Below are 14,436 nucleotides of genomic sequence, written 5' to 3' on the forward strand. Positions count from 1 at the left end.
CAGCAAATTTCAGACGCGTTGGGTCCGGCAGTACTTTAGGGTCGTGCCCGCGCGCGAACGGCCGGATTTCGGAACTACTCTCAGATCGCAAGAGTCTTGCGATGCCTCTCAATCGCGCTTCGCACATCGTCGGGGAAGGGCAGGTGTCCGCTTTCGCTGCTCCAGGCGTCATCGAACCGTGCAACGACATCCTTCGCTGTCGCGGTGATCAGCCTTGCAGGCAGCCTTGCCTTGTCGGCGATCGCCTCGAGTACATCATAGGTGTAGGACGCCCACTCGCGCGAGCCATCAAATTTGAGCGCAGCATCGTCGCCTGGGATATAGGCGAGCGTCGAAAGCAAGTCATAGGCAGGTGCCAGCAGCGCGTTGCGCCGGTCCGGATAAATCAACGACCAGTTCTTGAGGTGCATGTCGCCATTACCGATCAGCACCGAGTAGGTGAGCCGGCGGACGAATTCGACCACGCTTTGCTCATCGGTCTCGATCGCCAGCACATTGAGGATCTGGCGGTAGCTCGCATTCTCGTATTTATCGTCTGCAAAGACACCGAACACTTGGGCGAAGTCTTCGGTGTGCACTGGTCCTTCTTCCCCCCGGTCAAAGCGCCGGATGGCAAAAGCGGACTCTCCGTAACGGGTGATACCTTCGGGTATGCCATCGATCTGATCGAGGGACAAAAGGTCGATTTCAGGTACGTCGATCCCGATCTTTGCCGCCAGTTTCATCGCTGCGAATTCAGCCTCGGGCACGTCCGGATGTCTCGCAGAGGGCAGCTTGACGATCCAGTCGCCGCCGCTGCCTGTGACCGGGATCGTCAGTCCGCCATTCTTGCCCTGGGCTTTGACCGCCGAGAATTTGAGTTGCACGCCGGCAAGCGAGAAGCGCAGCGCGCGCTCTGCCTGCTTCTCCGCGGCTTCTTCATCTAGCTCGTCGGCCTCCGTTTCCTCGGCATCGACGGCGACGGCGCGCACTGCGCCGGGAAGATCGTGCCCGAGCTGTGCGAGAAGCTTGTACTCGCGCACGGCTTTCACGCCCGCGCGGCGAGCCAGGTAGTCGCGAAGCGTTCCTTCGGGAAGGAGGTTGGAGAAGAACGGCTCGATCTTCGTTCGATAGCTGCGTGTCTCATCAATGATCTCGCCATTCGCGTCCTTGTAGGCGAGCGACAGCGTTGGCCGATTCTGGTCGGCAAGGTAGACTTCGTCGAATGTGAAGATGCTCGCATCTCCATCGAGCCGTGCGATGGTTCCAACGCGCGTCTCACCCAGAAAGATATCGAGAGCCGCTGCGTTGATCATGTGGCGTCGTCCTCAAGCCGGTAAGCAGGCAGTCTGTGGGCACTATCTCGATCGATTGAGTGAACCTGCAGGTTTCTGACGTGCCGTAGGGCACGTGTGGATGCCGCGATCTGCTGGGCGAGTTTCTTCGTTCCTTCTTTTTGCTCAAGCGCCCAGCCGAGGTCCTGAAGATGCTTTTTCAGATGAGCGACGGGCTGCAAAGCCTGCTGGATGGCTTTGAGCGTTTCGGGAGTGAAATTAATGGTCTGGATATCTTTCAGGGCGCTTTGAAACTCATTCACCTCGGTGACGCTCGGATAGCTCTGCCGTAGTCGCTCAGCGAACCGGTTGGTTTCGGCAATCGTTGCGAGCGTTCGACTGGCCTCGCTTCTTTCGCGCTGTGAGCGAACAACGCCTTCGATCGCCGGTACGGTCCTTCGAGGCACTAGCTTCAGTTCGAGGTCGAGCGCGCGCGCTATTTCGACAAGGCTGGAAATCTGTAGGTCTACATTCCCGCCTTCGATTTTGGAGATGTGGCTTTGAGGCAAGCCCACCCGCTCACCCAGCTGTTTCTGGGTAAAGCCTTTTGCTATCCGAGCCACTTTGATGCTTGCGGCGATGTCTTCGATTGCCGTGCTCATAAATATGTTTCTGCATATGTTGATCGACGTATATATGTTTTAGCATATACTCTTATTTGTGAGAGGGGCAACAGAAATATGTAGAGGCATAAATTTCTGAATCCTCATATGTCATCGCATATTATGGGCGGAGATTGACGGCGACAAAGCGCGAGCAGTCGTCACTTCGCAGAACTTTTTCCAGCCTTTTCATCGGTCTTTCGATGACGGAGCTCTCGTCCAGAGATCTGCCGATCAGTCAGGCAAGCCATCGGCGGAAATGCGCCCTCATTTCGGACATTAAGTCGACCTTGAGCAGCTCCCAAAAGCTGAAGTTCGGCAAGACATGCGCTGAATGTAGCCGCGAACCTGTTTCTCTGTATTTCAGAAACGTCTCGCGCCAATCCTAACGCCACTTCACCCGAAATTCGCGTGCACTCGCTAGGATCTTTCCAATGCGAGGTCGCGGTATGCTCTGAATTTACTGATAGCAGCGGTTCCGAGCTTGAGCAGATCCGAAGACAACTCGGCGTAGCCTTTCGCATCCAAGAGACTGTCGGGTAGATTCGGTATCTCTGTCTCGAGCTTGCTTCCACGGATTGGTAGCAACGGAAAATCGCCCGGACTGAGTTTTTGGTGATATATGGAGAGGCGCATTGCTAGCACACCAAGTGGTACGTGCTCTTGGGCGAGCGCTACATATGCCTCGCGTTCAGTCTCAGTAAGCTTGTCGAACCATGCTGGAGCGAATGGTTCAGTGTAAGTCATGAGGGCATCGAGCTCAGTCGTAATTGTCGGTGCGAAGAACGTATCGAGCCAGGTTGTCTCAAACTCGTCTTGGAATTCCTGCCATGTCACAAGGCGCAAATTAGTGCGCTGGACCGCCTCATGAGCGCCGGACTGAAAGCCGCTTAGCGCGATAATGTAGCCCGCATTGGCTCCGACATCGCTAGTGACGGTCCGAAACGCATGCACGATTTGCTGAGGTACCGCTGCTTTCCAATATTTGCATTCGCATATGATCCGGTTGAGCCGGTCGCGATGCGTTTCCTCGGCATATACGTCGATTTCCGCCCTGCCTCGCCCGAGCTCAATGACTCGCTCCAAGTCCACATTGAAACCACACTGGCTGAGGATCTCAGCTACGCATGCTTGGAGATCGCGCCAGTTTTCGGGAATGCTCTCTGTAATCATTGCGCCGTCTTAACCTCACGTTCTGCTTCATAGAAGCACTCGACCACAGCAAGCATCGATTTACGTTCTTCGGATTTCGCCCTAATGCCGCACATTCCTTCCCAAAATAAAATCGCCTGAGAGACGACTTTCAAATGAAGTCAAATCCAATATTCTCAAGAGAGAATTTCTGTGCTTTGATTCCGTCCGCGCTAGAATTGGCATATAGCGGCTGCTGATAATTCGGCGCCATGGGGGGTGGATGAGTGACCAAAGTAGTTATTTGAAGACGATCTCGCACGCGGAGGACGCAGTCGCAAATGCGATTTTCGTTCACGGGCTCAGCGGGGACGCTTCTGAAACTTGGCAATGCGGCAAGTCGGATGAGCTTTGGCCATCTTGGCTCAACGAACTATTCCCGCGTCTCGGCGTTTACAGCCTAGGCTACCCGGCCAGCAAGTTTGCAAAAACGGAGCAGGACTTGTTCGAGCGGGCCGCGAGCGTTTTGGACTATCTAACGTCGAAAGGCTTTGGAGATCGGCCGCTGATCTTCGTGGCGCACAGCCTGGGTGGCCTTCTCACTAAGTCCGTATTGAGGAAGGCGCGGGATTCTAGCGATTCCGGGCACAAGACTATTGCTGAGTCCACTAAGCTGGTTGTCTTTATCGCTACACCCCACGAAGGAGCATCGCTCGCCACCTTGGGCAAAAAGGTGCTTCCTCGATTGATCTCCAACAAGATTGAACTCCTTGCCAACAGCATGGGTGTGTTGAACGATCTCAAACAAGCCTACCGCGACCTTTGTGACGCGAGTACCGAGCTCAAAACCGTCACCTACTACGAGACCATTCCTGTTTTCGGTCTTTTGGTTGTCAACCGCAGCTCGCCCGATCCTGGTGTTGGAAACTGTGTCCCTATCGGAGTCGACAAGGATCATATCACCATATGCAAACCAGACGATCGCGACGACCAGGTGTATCTTGGTGTCGCAAGACATGTCGGGCAGGTTGTGGAGAAGGCCGAAGCTGAATTTGCCGCTCAAACCCAATCATTTGAGACACCAGATTTCAGCGTTGCTTCGGAGAATGATCGTAGATCATTGCTCGACAAGATGATCGATGCGAACCGAGAAGACGAATACTCGATCGCGAATGACTACCAAAATCAGTTCGCTCAAAGCTTTTATCGCCAAGGTCTCTCAGGGAGTGCTCGTCGTGACCACGACCTGCTGCTCAGCGACGTCGAGCAAAGATTCATCACCAACATCTATCTGAAGCATATCTGCAAGGGGGCTTCCGACGATCAGGTGCAGGTCGCGCTGCAATCTGACGTGATCGACCCGATTTGCGCGAAGTATGCCGAGGACTCTTCGGTCACGGGAATCACGGTCCTTCAGGCTCTGTACTTTCTTACCGAGCAGTGCCGAATTCGCTGGGATGCTGAGTAATGGCGCATCGTATCTGGTATCCTCAGCTTGACGCGTTCGATTGCATACGCCGGATGGTGGCCATACTTTCATTTGCCGATGACGAAGGGCTCTCGATGGAACGCGCCCAGATGGCAGATTTGTTCCTCTCAAGTCCGCCGTTACTGCACTCCGTTACAATGCCCATGCAGGTGAGGTCCAACTTCAGAGAGCTAGGCATTGCGCGACCCGAAAAGAGTTTCCTAAGTTATCCGGCTGCGCCGCTCCTCTTTCATAAGATGGAGCCGGTGCAGCGACGCGCAATTCGCGCGATGGTAGGAAAGAATCTGATCGATCTTCGCCTCTACGAGAAACGCGCATTGAGCTTGACGGACGATGCTCGCAGTCTTCTGGACACGCGCCTCAAACATTCGGTTGCTGAACTCAAGCTCGCGCAGTTTATCGTCTCTGATATCTTGGCAATCGGTGAAGACAATATTGAAGAGCTCAGGAAGCGGACAGGTCTGAGGAGGCTGGCTGCATGAGCGAGATCGAACAGGAAAAAGACGAGATCGCGTCGCGCGTTCCAACACTTCAGCTACGCCGCCTTCGCGTGTTGAAATCCGGCCGCCCGGTTTACGATCAAGCGTTTCACGAGGGCGTGAACATCATTCGTGGAGACAATGGGTCAGGCAAGTCGTCGATCGCAGACTTTGCCTTCTTTGTACTCGGAGGCGAGTTCGACAACTGGAAGAAGGTCCCCGCGCAATGTGACGAGATTCAGGCTGAGATACTCACCAGCCAAGGGCGATTAGCGCTCAAGCGAAACACAGATTCCAAGACCTCTCCGATCCGCGTTTTCTTCGGCACGCTCAAAGAGGGTGTTGAAGCTGGATCGGACGGCTGGGAGCGATTCCCCGTCCATCGACAAGGGGACCATGAAAGCTTTTCGCAACTCCTCTTCAGGTCCATGTTGATCCCAGAGGCAAAGAGCGAAGGCGCATCAAACATCACAATGCACCAGATTTTGCGCCTCTTATACTCTGATCAGCATACACCCCCCGGCAGATTGTTCCGCTTTGAATCCACGTGGGACACGAAGACCATGCGAAGCGCCGTTGGCGATCTGCTATGCGGTGTGAATGACTACGAGGGCTACGAAATCAGTCTCGAAATTCGTGAACTGGAGCGGCACTATGACGAGGTGAGTCGGCAGCTTTCGGCGCTACTCTCGATCCTCCCATCTGATGAAACTCTGAACAAACCCGCTACTTTGGAAATGGAGATACGAGAGCGTGAGGCAGAGAGAGAAGCTGCGCTTCAACGGATTTCGCAGGTTGATGATCTGATTGACGGCGATGAAGTCAAAGAATTCTTGGCGAAAAGCCGAAGCATGCGCGACCGAATTTCGAAAAGCGCTAAGCAGATTGGCGCGCTCGAGCGCGAAGTGTCGCAACTCGGCTACCAACTGGGTGATCTGGAGGAATATCTCGATTTTCTCTCAGAGATGATCGAGAAGGTCGGCTTGGCTGAGAGCTCGCAGCTTGCGATTGGGGACATCGACTTCACGCACTGCCCAGCTTGCTTGACCGACCTTGCGCCGACTGTTGATGGGCATACCTGCCACGTCTGCAATTCCGAGATTGACCCCGAAGACAAACGCTCCCGTTACAATGCAATCCGCGTCGATTTTGAGATGCAGCAACGGGAGGCGCGCCAGCTCAATTCGCAAAAGGAAATGCGGCTTTCTGCGGAAAAAGCAAAACTTAGGAAAGCCCGTGCGGAACATTCGAGACTGATCGCAGAGTTTGCTGCTGGCTACGACAATGGCTCGTCACCGCGAGAGGCCTTCCTGGCTGAGCAAAACTTGCGCATTGGGCAAATTGCTCGTGAAATCGACTATCTCGAAAAGTCGCTTGTGACCGCATCGCGCGTGAAAGAGCTTTCGGAAGCGAAGGCTGACGCTCAAGCAGAACTGGACAAGCTGAAGTCTCGGCAAGAGGCCCTCGAACTCAGTGCCGCAAAACGCAGATCAGTTGCGCTGTCACGCGTTTCCCGAATTGCCGCCTCTGTGCTTCGCGCAGACAACATGGATCAGCCGGAATTCATGACCGCTCAGGATGTCAGCGTGAATTTCTCCGACGATGCAATGTCTGTCGACGGGGATCTCAATTTTGCTGAAAGCAGCAATGTGATCTTGAAGAATGCGTGCATTTTGAGCCTTCTCCTCGCGGCGGGAGAAGACCAGAAATTTTTCCACCCCAGGTTTGCCCTGTTCGACAACATTGAAGACAAGGGAATGCAGACTGAACGCAGCCACAACTTCCAACGTATCTTGGTCGAGATGGTCACGGAGCTTAGCATTCCGTTTCAGGTCATCTACACGACATCCATGATGAATCCGGACCTCGAACTCGATAACTATGTGATTGGCCCGCACTACACGAAGTCCAATCGGTCTCTCGAGGGTCTAGAGTAGCCCGTTGCCTGTGGGCCCGCGCTCTATGCATGTTCGCCGCACCTCGCCTACAGTCTCGACCCATTCGGGCGACGATCGCTAACCGGATTTCCTAAGGGCCGTCGCCCCTCGCGCGGGCAAGGCATCCAAACGAATCCATAGGCTTTCGCCTTGGAGCCTCGTGCGGAGCCTCCTTGCCCTTGCTACCCCAATTCTCGCCGTTCTCGGAGCGTCCGCTGTTGACCGCTGGATTCTGAAAAGCTGACGTTCGCTTTTCGGCCCCATTCCGGCACGGCGATTGAGCCATTCTGAGCACAGACGCCAGCGGTCTTGAAACTTTTTCAACCCAAAGCCTCTCTCGCCTCTGCCAAATCGATCCGCGCGTCATAGGAATGCTTGCGGAGCAGGTGCAATAGGTTCGCTCCGTTCAGAAGAGAAAGCGGCTTCGCGGTCGCGAACTTATGTGCATCAGGACCGAAATCCGATGTTGTCACTAGAATTCCCTTGGTGGCTCCTTCATTCATTACGGTGCCATATAAGTCGCGGACCGCCGCAACGCCGACAGTCCGAGTGTACCGCTTGGCCTGGATAACAATCTTGCCGCCACTGATTGGGTCGGGGTCGAATGCGATCGCATCGACACCCTCATCCCGGCTCGACTGAGTGACCTTGACCTCCCCCCCTCGCGAATTGAATTCCTTCTCGAACAACTCGCGGATCAGGTGTTCGAAGTCTTCCCAGTCCATCGCTGCCAAGTTGACCGAAGCATCGAGCGTATCGGCAATCTCGCGGCCATCGACGAAGCGGCGGTCGCTTTTGTCGATCGTGATAATTGGTGGGATAGGTGCCAGCGCCGCCAAGGAAGCAGCGGAAACGCCGCTCAGCGCCTTGAAGCAGGCCTTGGGCTCGACACGGGCAAGATCAATCTTTTCGAACTCTGCTCGCGAGCACAAAACGGAGAGGATGCAGTTGCGGTTCGAGAGTCCGTTGGCGGGGTTAATGGCGGTGACGAAGCCATTGAACGCGACGTTCTCGATGTTTTGGAAATCATCTGCTTCGAGAACCTCGTGAATGCTCCGCAAGGCAATCTGGTAGATCGTGTCTTCGAAAAGATCCTTCTTAGCTCTGGCGGCCAGCGGGGTTTCTTTTAGCTCGCCGGTTGCTCGGACGAACCGGACGGACTTCACGGTCGGGAGATCGTCGGGGTTCGGCATTTCGTACTCGACCAGCAAAGTCTTGTCTTGGGATCGATAATCGAGGACGAATTCCTTCTCGATGAGGCCGTGATAGTTCGAGGCCTCCAGAACGAGAGAAGCGTGTTCCATCACCGCCTCTTCGTGTCCCTCTCGCAGGGATCCAATCAGCTCTTCAATCGCCCGGTTATGTTCTGCAACCTCTTTATCATGCGCCGCCTTGTCCTCAGCATGTTTGGCCAGGAATGCGGACCTTTCCATCTCGTAGGCGACAATTGACTTATCGTGCGCATCCTTCCGCGCCGCTTCGCGTCGTTGCCATTCCTCCATTCGAACAGCGTGTGTCTCCTCAGCTTGCTGAATGAGGCTCGCCTTCTTGCCGAACAATGTGTCCCAGAAGGTGATCTTCGGCTCCTCGTAAGCCGGCGCATTTTCACGTTCCAGTTGCGGACGCGCTCTGTCGAATTTGTCGGAACGCCCGAAGGCATCATTCCTGCGAAGTTCGTCCCAATCTACCGTGTCGTCGATCCCGAGCGTGTGCGACAAGATATTCGAGAGCTGGTCACGTTCGAGTTCAGCCTGCACCGTGAGGCGTTCCGCTTCGGCTTTGCCGTCAGCGAACATCGTTTTCACGTTGTGCTTGTCGGTCTTCTCGTCCCATGATGCCAGAAGCGCATTCGCTTTCTCCTGCAGAATGGACAAGTCCGGGGCCCCAAGCTCGCGGTGAAGATTCAAGGTTCGATGGCGAAAGTCGATGTAGTAGCGGAGGATACGATCGCCGCGCGCGCTCCATTTGACGTTGAGATCACCCACCGAAATGTCGCTGAGATATCGGCTTTCGACTGTTATACCTGCCATGATGCCCCCTTCAATCAACTGGTATTCGCTAGCGCGGTCAAACCTGCTTTTCAGATCACGCCATTCAGAATTTAATGTCCATGTTGCGCCCACTTGAGAAATTCTCATCGTTCGACACGGTATTGACCTTTGGTCCGCGCTACTGATTCAATATTGGAATTCTGAGAGAGGTAAAGCGGATGACAAAAATCAAAGGTAAGAATGACGGTCCCGGCGGTCGCAACGAGCACTATGACATCGGAAACCGAAAGAACGTTCCACGGCGCAACGCTGTAGCGGAGGTCAAACGCGGCGACCATCCCGGTGCGCACGTGATAAAGATCAACGGCCGCGAGTATGTGCGTGACAACCCGGACAACTCGAAAAAGGATAACGTAAATCGGGATAGGTGATCGTTGCTTGGTGTGTGTTCTACCCTGCGGCCAGCCCGCTCAATCCGATGCGTGCTCCTGACGATGGGGCGTGCGTAACTAGCTCACCCATACTCTCGTCTATGTAAATGCCTCGCACCCTCTGGCGCACTGATCGCGCGGGTAGAACGTTAGGCGGCTTCCTGCTGTGCAAGTGTGCGATTGTTTGTGTGGACCACTGCCGCGATCCATGCGCGGAATCTCCCGCTACAAGGCGCGGCCAAACCAGATGACGCGGCCAACCACATGTACTTCAGACCGGTCCATGTCGTACCAAGTTGGGTAGGCTGGATTGTCGCTGGCAATTGTGATCTGCCGACCACCTGGTTTGATCGCGATACGCTTCACGACGAGGGCATCATCAGAGCGAAGGACATAAATCCCATCACGCAATCGCGATCCATGATCTGATGCATCGACCAGGACCTCGTCACCATCGCTGAGAGTGGGCTCCATCGAGTCACCCTTTACCCCAACGATCGACAGGCTGGCGCTCTTGGCCGAAGTCAGGTGCCGCAGCCACCGCTCATCGAACCCAAACCGGGTGTGTGCAGTCTCACTAGCAGCTACCGCGCCAAAGCCGGCGGATGCCTCCACATCGAGTACGGGGATCTCGACCATGCCATCGGTGACCGGGTTTGCCGGACCACCGAGCACTTGCTCGTCGACACCGAAGAAGCAGGCGAGCGTCTTTCGGTCTTCGTCATCGAGCTTTCTCGGAGACCCGCGCTTGATGAATTGCTGCACATAGGCAGGGTTGCGGCCGAGCAGCCGCGATATCGACGCGTAGCCATATCCGCTCTTGAGGATCAGCCGGTCGAGCTCCTCCCTCACATGTTCCATTCGCCTGTCCTTCGAATCTCAATCGTAGGAATTTTCCTAGACTCGCGGATATGATCCTACTAAGAACATACCAAGAACACAAGGGATTTGCGAGTCGGAGCGAAAGGGTCATGACCTTGCTAGAACGGATCGAAAAGCATTTGAAAGATAATCATATTTCGGCGACACGCTTCGGTAGGCGCGCAGTCGGTGATCCTCGATTCGTACTCGACCTCCGGCAAGGGCGAAGGCCGCGTCGACGAACGCTGGAGCGACTGGAAGCCTATCTGCAGTCAGTTGAGGCTGGAGATCCCAACGGTTCCATCAGGAACGGGACTTGCGCTCAACAAGTTGCTTATAGCGACGGGCAACATCTTGCCAAAGTCTTGCCCCGTCCGGCTCGCCGACCTGGCTTAGCTGATCGATCTTCGACGCAATGAATTCACCTCCGGCGTCGCCATGGTGTTTATCCACCCACAGCGCCATGCCCCAAAGCTCCTGATCACGGGTGAGCATCAGAAGAGTGACCTAATTCCTGCGATGAGCATGAGGACAATCGGAATACCCAGCAGCCATGCTTCGAGCTTCAATTCCCATTCCCGCTCGTTGCTCGGCAACGGATCATCGCTGTCGGGCCAGTCGCGCATCAGCACCACGGATCCCTGCGTCCGGACCAAGTTCGTGCGAGGCCTTCTGCGACCAACTGGTCGCCGATCGAGCGGCCATCGCGGATCAAAACCCGGAGCTTACGACCATATTGGTCTTCATCTCGATTGCCGATTGGAACTGCAGAGAACTCTCCCTGATTGAGCAGAACCACCAACCTGTCACGTGCCTTTATGCCGAGATCGTATTCGTAATCGCATCTTGGCTGCGAGATTTCCGGAGTGTCGATATCCGCGATCCTGATCTTCAAGCCTTCAAGCCAGATAGTGTCACCATCGACAACGCAGGTGCGCCTGACCATGCCGCAAACGGCAAAGCTGTGGGTCGTCCGCGCTTCGGCGCTTGCCGAGCCAAAAGGCCAGTAGATGCCTAAGACGCCGGCCAGAATTCCAACGAGCAATCCTCCGGCAACAAGCAGCGCCAGGCCGCGCAGTTTGCCTTGCTTCTGTCGGGAAACTCCTGCGCGAAAATCGAAGACATTATTCTCAGGTGATCTTCCTGCCATGCCACCTTCTTTCATTTCCGGACCTTCACGCCAAGACACCGTGCTCGCTTTCCCGATGATTTTCGGCTAGTTTCTCTGCAACGCGAGGGGGCGGCCTAGAGGGGAGAGTGCAGACTTGCTCCAGAAGGAGAATGAGCGATGAGCGATCCAGACAACACTCCCAATGGCAGCAAGCAGGACTGGGAAGGCTTTCGGGAGGTCGACCGGGCCATCGCCGAGGATCGTCTGTCCAAGTATTCAGTCCAAAAAGCATGGGCTGATCCCTGGGAAAGGAAGGCTTTGTATCTCACCGCCTTCGTCATCGCATGCTTCGTAATCTATGTGATCATCTACGACGGACTGATTTGAGCTACCATCCTTTCACATCGTCCGCGGCTTCGGCCGAGGCTCCTTTGGCATCGCGGGTCTTTCCGTCGAGGTAGCCCTTTACGGAACCGATCCTCTGTGCTCCCCGTTGCTGGACTCGATCGACATCGCGGGCGATGTTTTCTCGTTCGCTGGATGGGGTGCTCAGGCTTCCCGGCACACCTCCAAGCCGCACCGATCCCCGGACGCTTTCCGCACTACTCACCGAGGGCCGAGCGACGGGCGCAGAGGACGGCAGGACCAGGTCACCTGAGATCTCGGCATTTAGCTGGTCCGCATAGCTTTCGACGAACCGCGCCTGGAGCTGCTGGCCGCGCGCGCTCATCTGGAAGTCGATGTCGTCAAAGCGGACGGGACCGTAGTAGTCCCGGTTAGCCTCGATCTCTGCCATGCCCCATTCGCGATAAGCTTGGCTGAGGTTGAGAGTGCCTGCGGCATTGGCACTTTCGTACCAGCTTGCCTGGTTCTCGAGGCGGCTGGCGATCTCCTCGGCTCGGCGCGCTTCACGCGTATAGCTTTGCGCCTCTGTGATCGAGGTAGTGATGCCTGCCGAGCTGCTGGACACCAGTGCTTCCGAACTAGAGCTCGTCTCGCGCAAGAAACCTTCCCGCGTGCTAGACCAACTACGGCTGTCGGAGAGCTGGCGCAGCGCACCTGTAATGCGTGAGCGGTCTTCTGAAGCGATCCCGATATCGCTATCGGTCCAACTCTGGTTGCGTCCCCCTTTGATCCCACCTGAACCTGTAAATATGCGACCTTCCTTCTTCGCACCGATCCCTGCATCGCCGTTCAAGAACCAGGATACAGTGATGTCGTCGGCGGCACGGCGCGAGAGCCCGAATTGCTGCTGGAGTGTCTTCGAGGCGTTGTCGACCTCGCTGAATGCGCTGCCGATGCTGTCGCTCGTTGACGTGCCACTGACGCTCTCGTTCGAGCGCGAGCGGGTGTAGGCATCGCGCAGCTCGCTGAAGCGGGTGACAGCCGAACTCGTCGATTGTTGGGCAAGGTTCGAAAATGTCTCGCTCTGGCCGCGGCTTTGGCTCGCCATGGTCGCAAGTCGGCTCGAGAAGTCCCGCCCGAGTGTCGGGGTGAACGGATAGCTCGAGGTCGGCACGGTGGCGAATTCGGCTTGAGGGAAGCCGGTGGTCTGGGTGCCGTTTTCGCCCGTGGCTCGAGTCTGCGCGGCGCCGTAGCCAATGTTGGGCGCGAGGCTGGCTTGCGCAAACTGGCGCGAAAACACGTTCGAGTTCTCAAGGCTGGTATTGCCGAGCGAAACATTGCCGGTGCTCGCTTCGCGCGCCGCCTCTTCTGCCGCGTTCTGGCTCGGGTTGAGGTAGCTCGTTGCCTGTCCCGATATTGCGAGCGCGCCCCTGGCGACCCCGCCGGCAAGGAACGGGATCGATGCAACGAGGTAACCGGCCAAGATACCGATATCGTTGTTGACGTCGGTCATGCCTGAGAAGGTCGCTAGGCTGAGACCGGCTGCGCCGCCCGCTGCCGCCACATCGCTCGCGCCCTTGAGCATCAGGATCATGTGCAGGATGACGAACAGCGGTCCCCAGGCGGCGAGATAGAAGAACCCCGTGACGTATCCTCTGAGCGCGATCGGTCCGGTCTTGGGCATCAGGAACAGCGGAAAGAGCACCGGAAAGAGCGCGTAGAATACGACCGTCAGGACGACATTGAGGATCGGGACCCACTTCATCGCGTTGTGCGCGATCGAGGAATAGGTCCTTTCGGTCTGGATATCGGCGCGAGTCTGAGCGAACACATCGACGCTCGATGCGCCGCTTGCTCCGGCGAAGCCATGCATCGCCTGGTTCATGGCGTTAATGGTCAGAACCTGGCGGAAGATGCTGCTTGCATCCTTCGAGACGCCAGTGAGGTACTGATAGGCAATCGGCAGGTCGGCGATGAGCTTGGCCTTCGCGAGCGTTTCGGTCTGCCGGGGGTAGAGCTGGCGCCCGGCGACCTGTGTCATCTCATCGATAAGCCCGGCCCACTGGTTGGAGAGCGCAGTATAGGCTTCGCGGCAGGTGATGATCGAGGCCGTGACGCTATCATCCGCCTGCCGGGTGACGAAGCGCTGTGCACGCGCGGCGCTGCCAGGCGCGATGGTCGCCCAGATATCGTTGCTCTCCGACAATTCCTTCATCGAATAGCGGCCGAGGAGCAGGTCGTAGAAAACGCATTGGCGGATATGCTCGTCGAAATTGGCGGCAAACTCGGGATCGGCAATGCGCAGCGAGCGTGTCGCTTCGAGCAGGCGCGCGCCGTAAATCATGCCGTTCTTCGAATAGTTGAGATCGTCGGGAAGGCCAAAGACGAGCTCTGCGGAACGGGTAAGGTAGTCGCCCGCCTGGCTGGTAAAGCTTGCCATGAGCGCTAGGCCCAGCGGGACATTGGCCACTGCTGCCGGTGCAAGGCTCGGATTGACGCGGTCGGTGACCTGCACATCCATGCGCGGCACCATCAGGCACATGTAGATGAGCGTCGCGCCAAGGAACCAGTTGAGCCAGGCGCGCCAGTCCTGATTGAACGCGACGACAATGACCGCAAGCGCCATGCCCATGACCAGCGCTACCTGGATCAGGCTCTTGTAGCCACCGGCCCCGGTCCACGCGGCGACGGCGTTCAAGACATTGACGATGTACTCGCCGCCGCCGGTAGTGAAGATCTCGACCAT

At 56.3% G+C, this 14,436-nt stretch carries 14 protein-coding genes; 5 read left to right on the forward strand and 9 right to left on the reverse strand.

Features of this window, described 5'->3' with window-relative positions:
- Positions 1–80: 80 nt before the first annotated feature.
- From ADAD_RS0108505 to ADAD_RS16380, 3 genes are all read right to left on the reverse strand, one after another.
- Positions 81–1,295, reverse strand: coding sequence for a type II toxin-antitoxin system HipA family toxin (locus ADAD_RS0108505; RefSeq protein ID WP_010412513.1), 1,215 nt, complete (start codon positions 1,293–1,295; stop codon positions 81–83).
- Positions 1,292–1,915 carry a helix-turn-helix domain-containing protein gene (locus tag ADAD_RS0108510; RefSeq protein ID WP_010412533.1) on the reverse strand — a complete coding sequence of 208 codons (624 nt, stop codon included), beginning with the start codon at positions 1,913–1,915 and terminating at the stop codon, positions 1,292–1,294. Before ADAD_RS0108510 ends, ADAD_RS0108505 begins: the two co-directional genes overlap by 4 nt.
- Positions 1,916–2,335: 420 nt before the next feature.
- Complete coding sequence (locus ADAD_RS16380) at positions 2,336–3,088, reverse strand: restriction endonuclease (protein WP_010412535.1); 753 nt, start codon at positions 3,086–3,088, stop codon at positions 2,336–2,338.
- Between the two features lie 241 nt (positions 3,089–3,329).
- On the opposite strand from ADAD_RS16380, the gene ADAD_RS0108520 reads away from it, so the two are divergent.
- From ADAD_RS0108520 to ADAD_RS0108530, 3 genes are read left to right on the forward strand one after another with little or no spacing between them, the layout of a single operon-like run.
- On the forward strand, positions 3,330–4,514 hold the full coding sequence (locus ADAD_RS0108520) for an ABC-three component system protein (protein WP_010412539.1): 1,185 nt from the start codon (positions 3,330–3,332) through the stop codon (positions 4,512–4,514).
- A complete protein-coding gene (locus ADAD_RS0108525) occupies positions 4,514–5,017 on the forward strand; it encodes an ABC-three component system middle component 5 (RefSeq protein ID WP_010412541.1) in 504 nt (167 codons plus the stop codon). Before ADAD_RS0108520 ends, ADAD_RS0108525 begins: the two co-directional genes overlap by 1 nt.
- Complete coding sequence (locus ADAD_RS0108530; RefSeq protein WP_010412543.1) at positions 5,014–6,951, forward strand: AAA family ATPase; 1,938 nt, start codon at positions 5,014–5,016, stop codon at positions 6,949–6,951. Before ADAD_RS0108525 ends, ADAD_RS0108530 begins: the two co-directional genes overlap by 4 nt.
- A gap of 320 nt (positions 6,952–7,271) precedes the next feature.
- Here the strand turns inward: ADAD_RS0108530 and ADAD_RS0108535 are convergent, their stop codons facing one another.
- Positions 7,272–8,981 carry a restriction endonuclease gene (locus ADAD_RS0108535; RefSeq protein ID WP_029140021.1) on the reverse strand — a complete coding sequence of 570 codons (1,710 nt, stop codon included), beginning with the start codon at positions 8,979–8,981 and terminating at the stop codon, positions 7,272–7,274.
- Between the two features lie 179 nt (positions 8,982–9,160).
- Here ADAD_RS0108535 and ADAD_RS16655 point away from each other — a divergent pair, with 179 nt between their 5' ends.
- Entirely contained in the window at positions 9,161–9,373 is a 213-nt protein-coding gene (locus ADAD_RS16655; RefSeq protein ID WP_081432280.1) for a DUF3892 domain-containing protein, read from the forward strand.
- Positions 9,374–9,598: 225 nt separating this feature from the next.
- Here the strand turns inward: ADAD_RS16655 and ADAD_RS0108540 are convergent, their stop codons facing one another.
- From ADAD_RS0108540 to ADAD_RS17210, 4 genes are all read right to left on the reverse strand, one after another.
- Positions 9,599–10,234, reverse strand: coding sequence for a S24 family peptidase (locus ADAD_RS0108540; protein WP_010412553.1), 636 nt, complete (start codon positions 10,232–10,234; stop codon positions 9,599–9,601).
- 303 nt (positions 10,235–10,537) lie between these two features.
- Positions 10,538–10,729, reverse strand: a complete 192-nt coding sequence (locus tag ADAD_RS0108545) for a DUF6961 family protein (protein WP_010412557.1) — start codon at positions 10,727–10,729, stop codon at positions 10,538–10,540.
- Positions 10,729–10,860, reverse strand: a complete 132-nt coding sequence (locus ADAD_RS17305; protein ID WP_267878786.1) for a hypothetical protein — start codon at positions 10,858–10,860, stop codon at positions 10,729–10,731. The genes ADAD_RS0108545 and ADAD_RS17305 overlap by 1 nt, the downstream gene beginning before the upstream one ends.
- Positions 10,860–11,399, reverse strand: coding sequence for a thermonuclease family protein (locus tag ADAD_RS17210; protein WP_011413817.1), 540 nt, complete (start codon positions 11,397–11,399; stop codon positions 10,860–10,862). Before ADAD_RS17210 ends, ADAD_RS17305 begins: the two co-directional genes overlap by 1 nt.
- 123 nt (positions 11,400–11,522) lie before the next feature.
- On the opposite strand from ADAD_RS17210, the gene ADAD_RS0108560 reads away from it, so the two are divergent.
- Positions 11,523–11,732: a hypothetical protein gene (locus ADAD_RS0108560; RefSeq protein ID WP_010412566.1), complete on the forward strand. Its 210-nt coding sequence runs from the start codon at positions 11,523–11,525 to the stop codon at positions 11,730–11,732.
- Position 11,733: 1 nt separating this feature from the next.
- Here ADAD_RS0108560 and ADAD_RS0108565 read toward each other — a convergent pair whose 3' ends face one another.
- Positions 11,734–14,436 (reverse strand): conjugal transfer protein TraG N-terminal domain-containing protein, encoded by a 2,703-nt coding sequence (locus tag ADAD_RS0108565; RefSeq protein ID WP_010412569.1) that lies wholly within the window; start codon positions 14,434–14,436, stop codon positions 11,734–11,736.

This window comes from Citromicrobium sp. JLT1363, assembly GCF_000186705.1.
Taxonomy (GTDB): domain Bacteria; phylum Pseudomonadota; class Alphaproteobacteria; order Sphingomonadales; family Sphingomonadaceae; genus Alteriqipengyuania.

What these genes read in the sequence shown, in the direction of transcription:
- ADAD_RS0108505 (WP_010412513.1), bottom strand. Translation starts at nt 1,295, where the DNA reads ATGATCAACGCAGCGGCTCTCGATATCTTTCTGGGTGAGACGCGCGTT.
- ADAD_RS0108510 (WP_010412533.1), bottom strand. Translation starts at nt 1,915, where the DNA reads ATGAGCACGGCAATCGAAGACATCGCCGCAAGCATCAAAGTGGCTCGG.
- ADAD_RS16380 (WP_010412535.1), bottom strand. Translation starts at nt 3,088, where the DNA reads ATGATTACAGAGAGCATTCCCGAAAACTGGCGCGATCTCCAAGCATGC.
- ADAD_RS0108520 (WP_010412539.1), top strand. Translation starts at nt 3,330, where the DNA reads ATGAGTGACCAAAGTAGTTATTTGAAGACGATCTCGCACGCGGAGGAC.
- ADAD_RS0108525 (WP_010412541.1), top strand. Translation starts at nt 4,514, where the DNA reads ATGGCGCATCGTATCTGGTATCCTCAGCTTGACGCGTTCGATTGCATA.
- ADAD_RS0108530 (WP_010412543.1), top strand. Translation starts at nt 5,014, where the DNA reads ATGAGCGAGATCGAACAGGAAAAAGACGAGATCGCGTCGCGCGTTCCA.
- ADAD_RS0108535 (WP_029140021.1), bottom strand. Translation starts at nt 8,981, where the DNA reads ATGGCAGGTATAACAGTCGAAAGCCGATATCTCAGCGACATTTCGGTG.
- ADAD_RS16655 (WP_081432280.1), top strand. Translation starts at nt 9,161, where the DNA reads ATGACAAAAATCAAAGGTAAGAATGACGGTCCCGGCGGTCGCAACGAG.
- ADAD_RS0108540 (WP_010412553.1), bottom strand. Translation starts at nt 10,234, where the DNA reads ATGGAACATGTGAGGGAGGAGCTCGACCGGCTGATCCTCAAGAGCGGA.
- ADAD_RS0108545 (WP_010412557.1), bottom strand. Translation starts at nt 10,729, where the DNA reads ATGCTCACCCGTGATCAGGAGCTTTGGGGCATGGCGCTGTGGGTGGAT.
- ADAD_RS17305 (WP_267878786.1), bottom strand. Translation starts at nt 10,860, where the DNA reads ATGCGCGACTGGCCCGACAGCGATGATCCGTTGCCGAGCAACGAGCGG.
- ADAD_RS17210 (WP_011413817.1), bottom strand. Translation starts at nt 11,399, where the DNA reads ATGAAAGAAGGTGGCATGGCAGGAAGATCACCTGAGAATAATGTCTTC.
- ADAD_RS0108560 (WP_010412566.1), top strand. Translation starts at nt 11,523, where the DNA reads ATGAGCGATCCAGACAACACTCCCAATGGCAGCAAGCAGGACTGGGAA.
- ADAD_RS0108565 (WP_010412569.1), bottom strand. Translation starts at nt 14,436, where the DNA reads ATGGTCGAGATCTTCACTACCGGCGGCGGCGAGTACATCGTCAATGTC.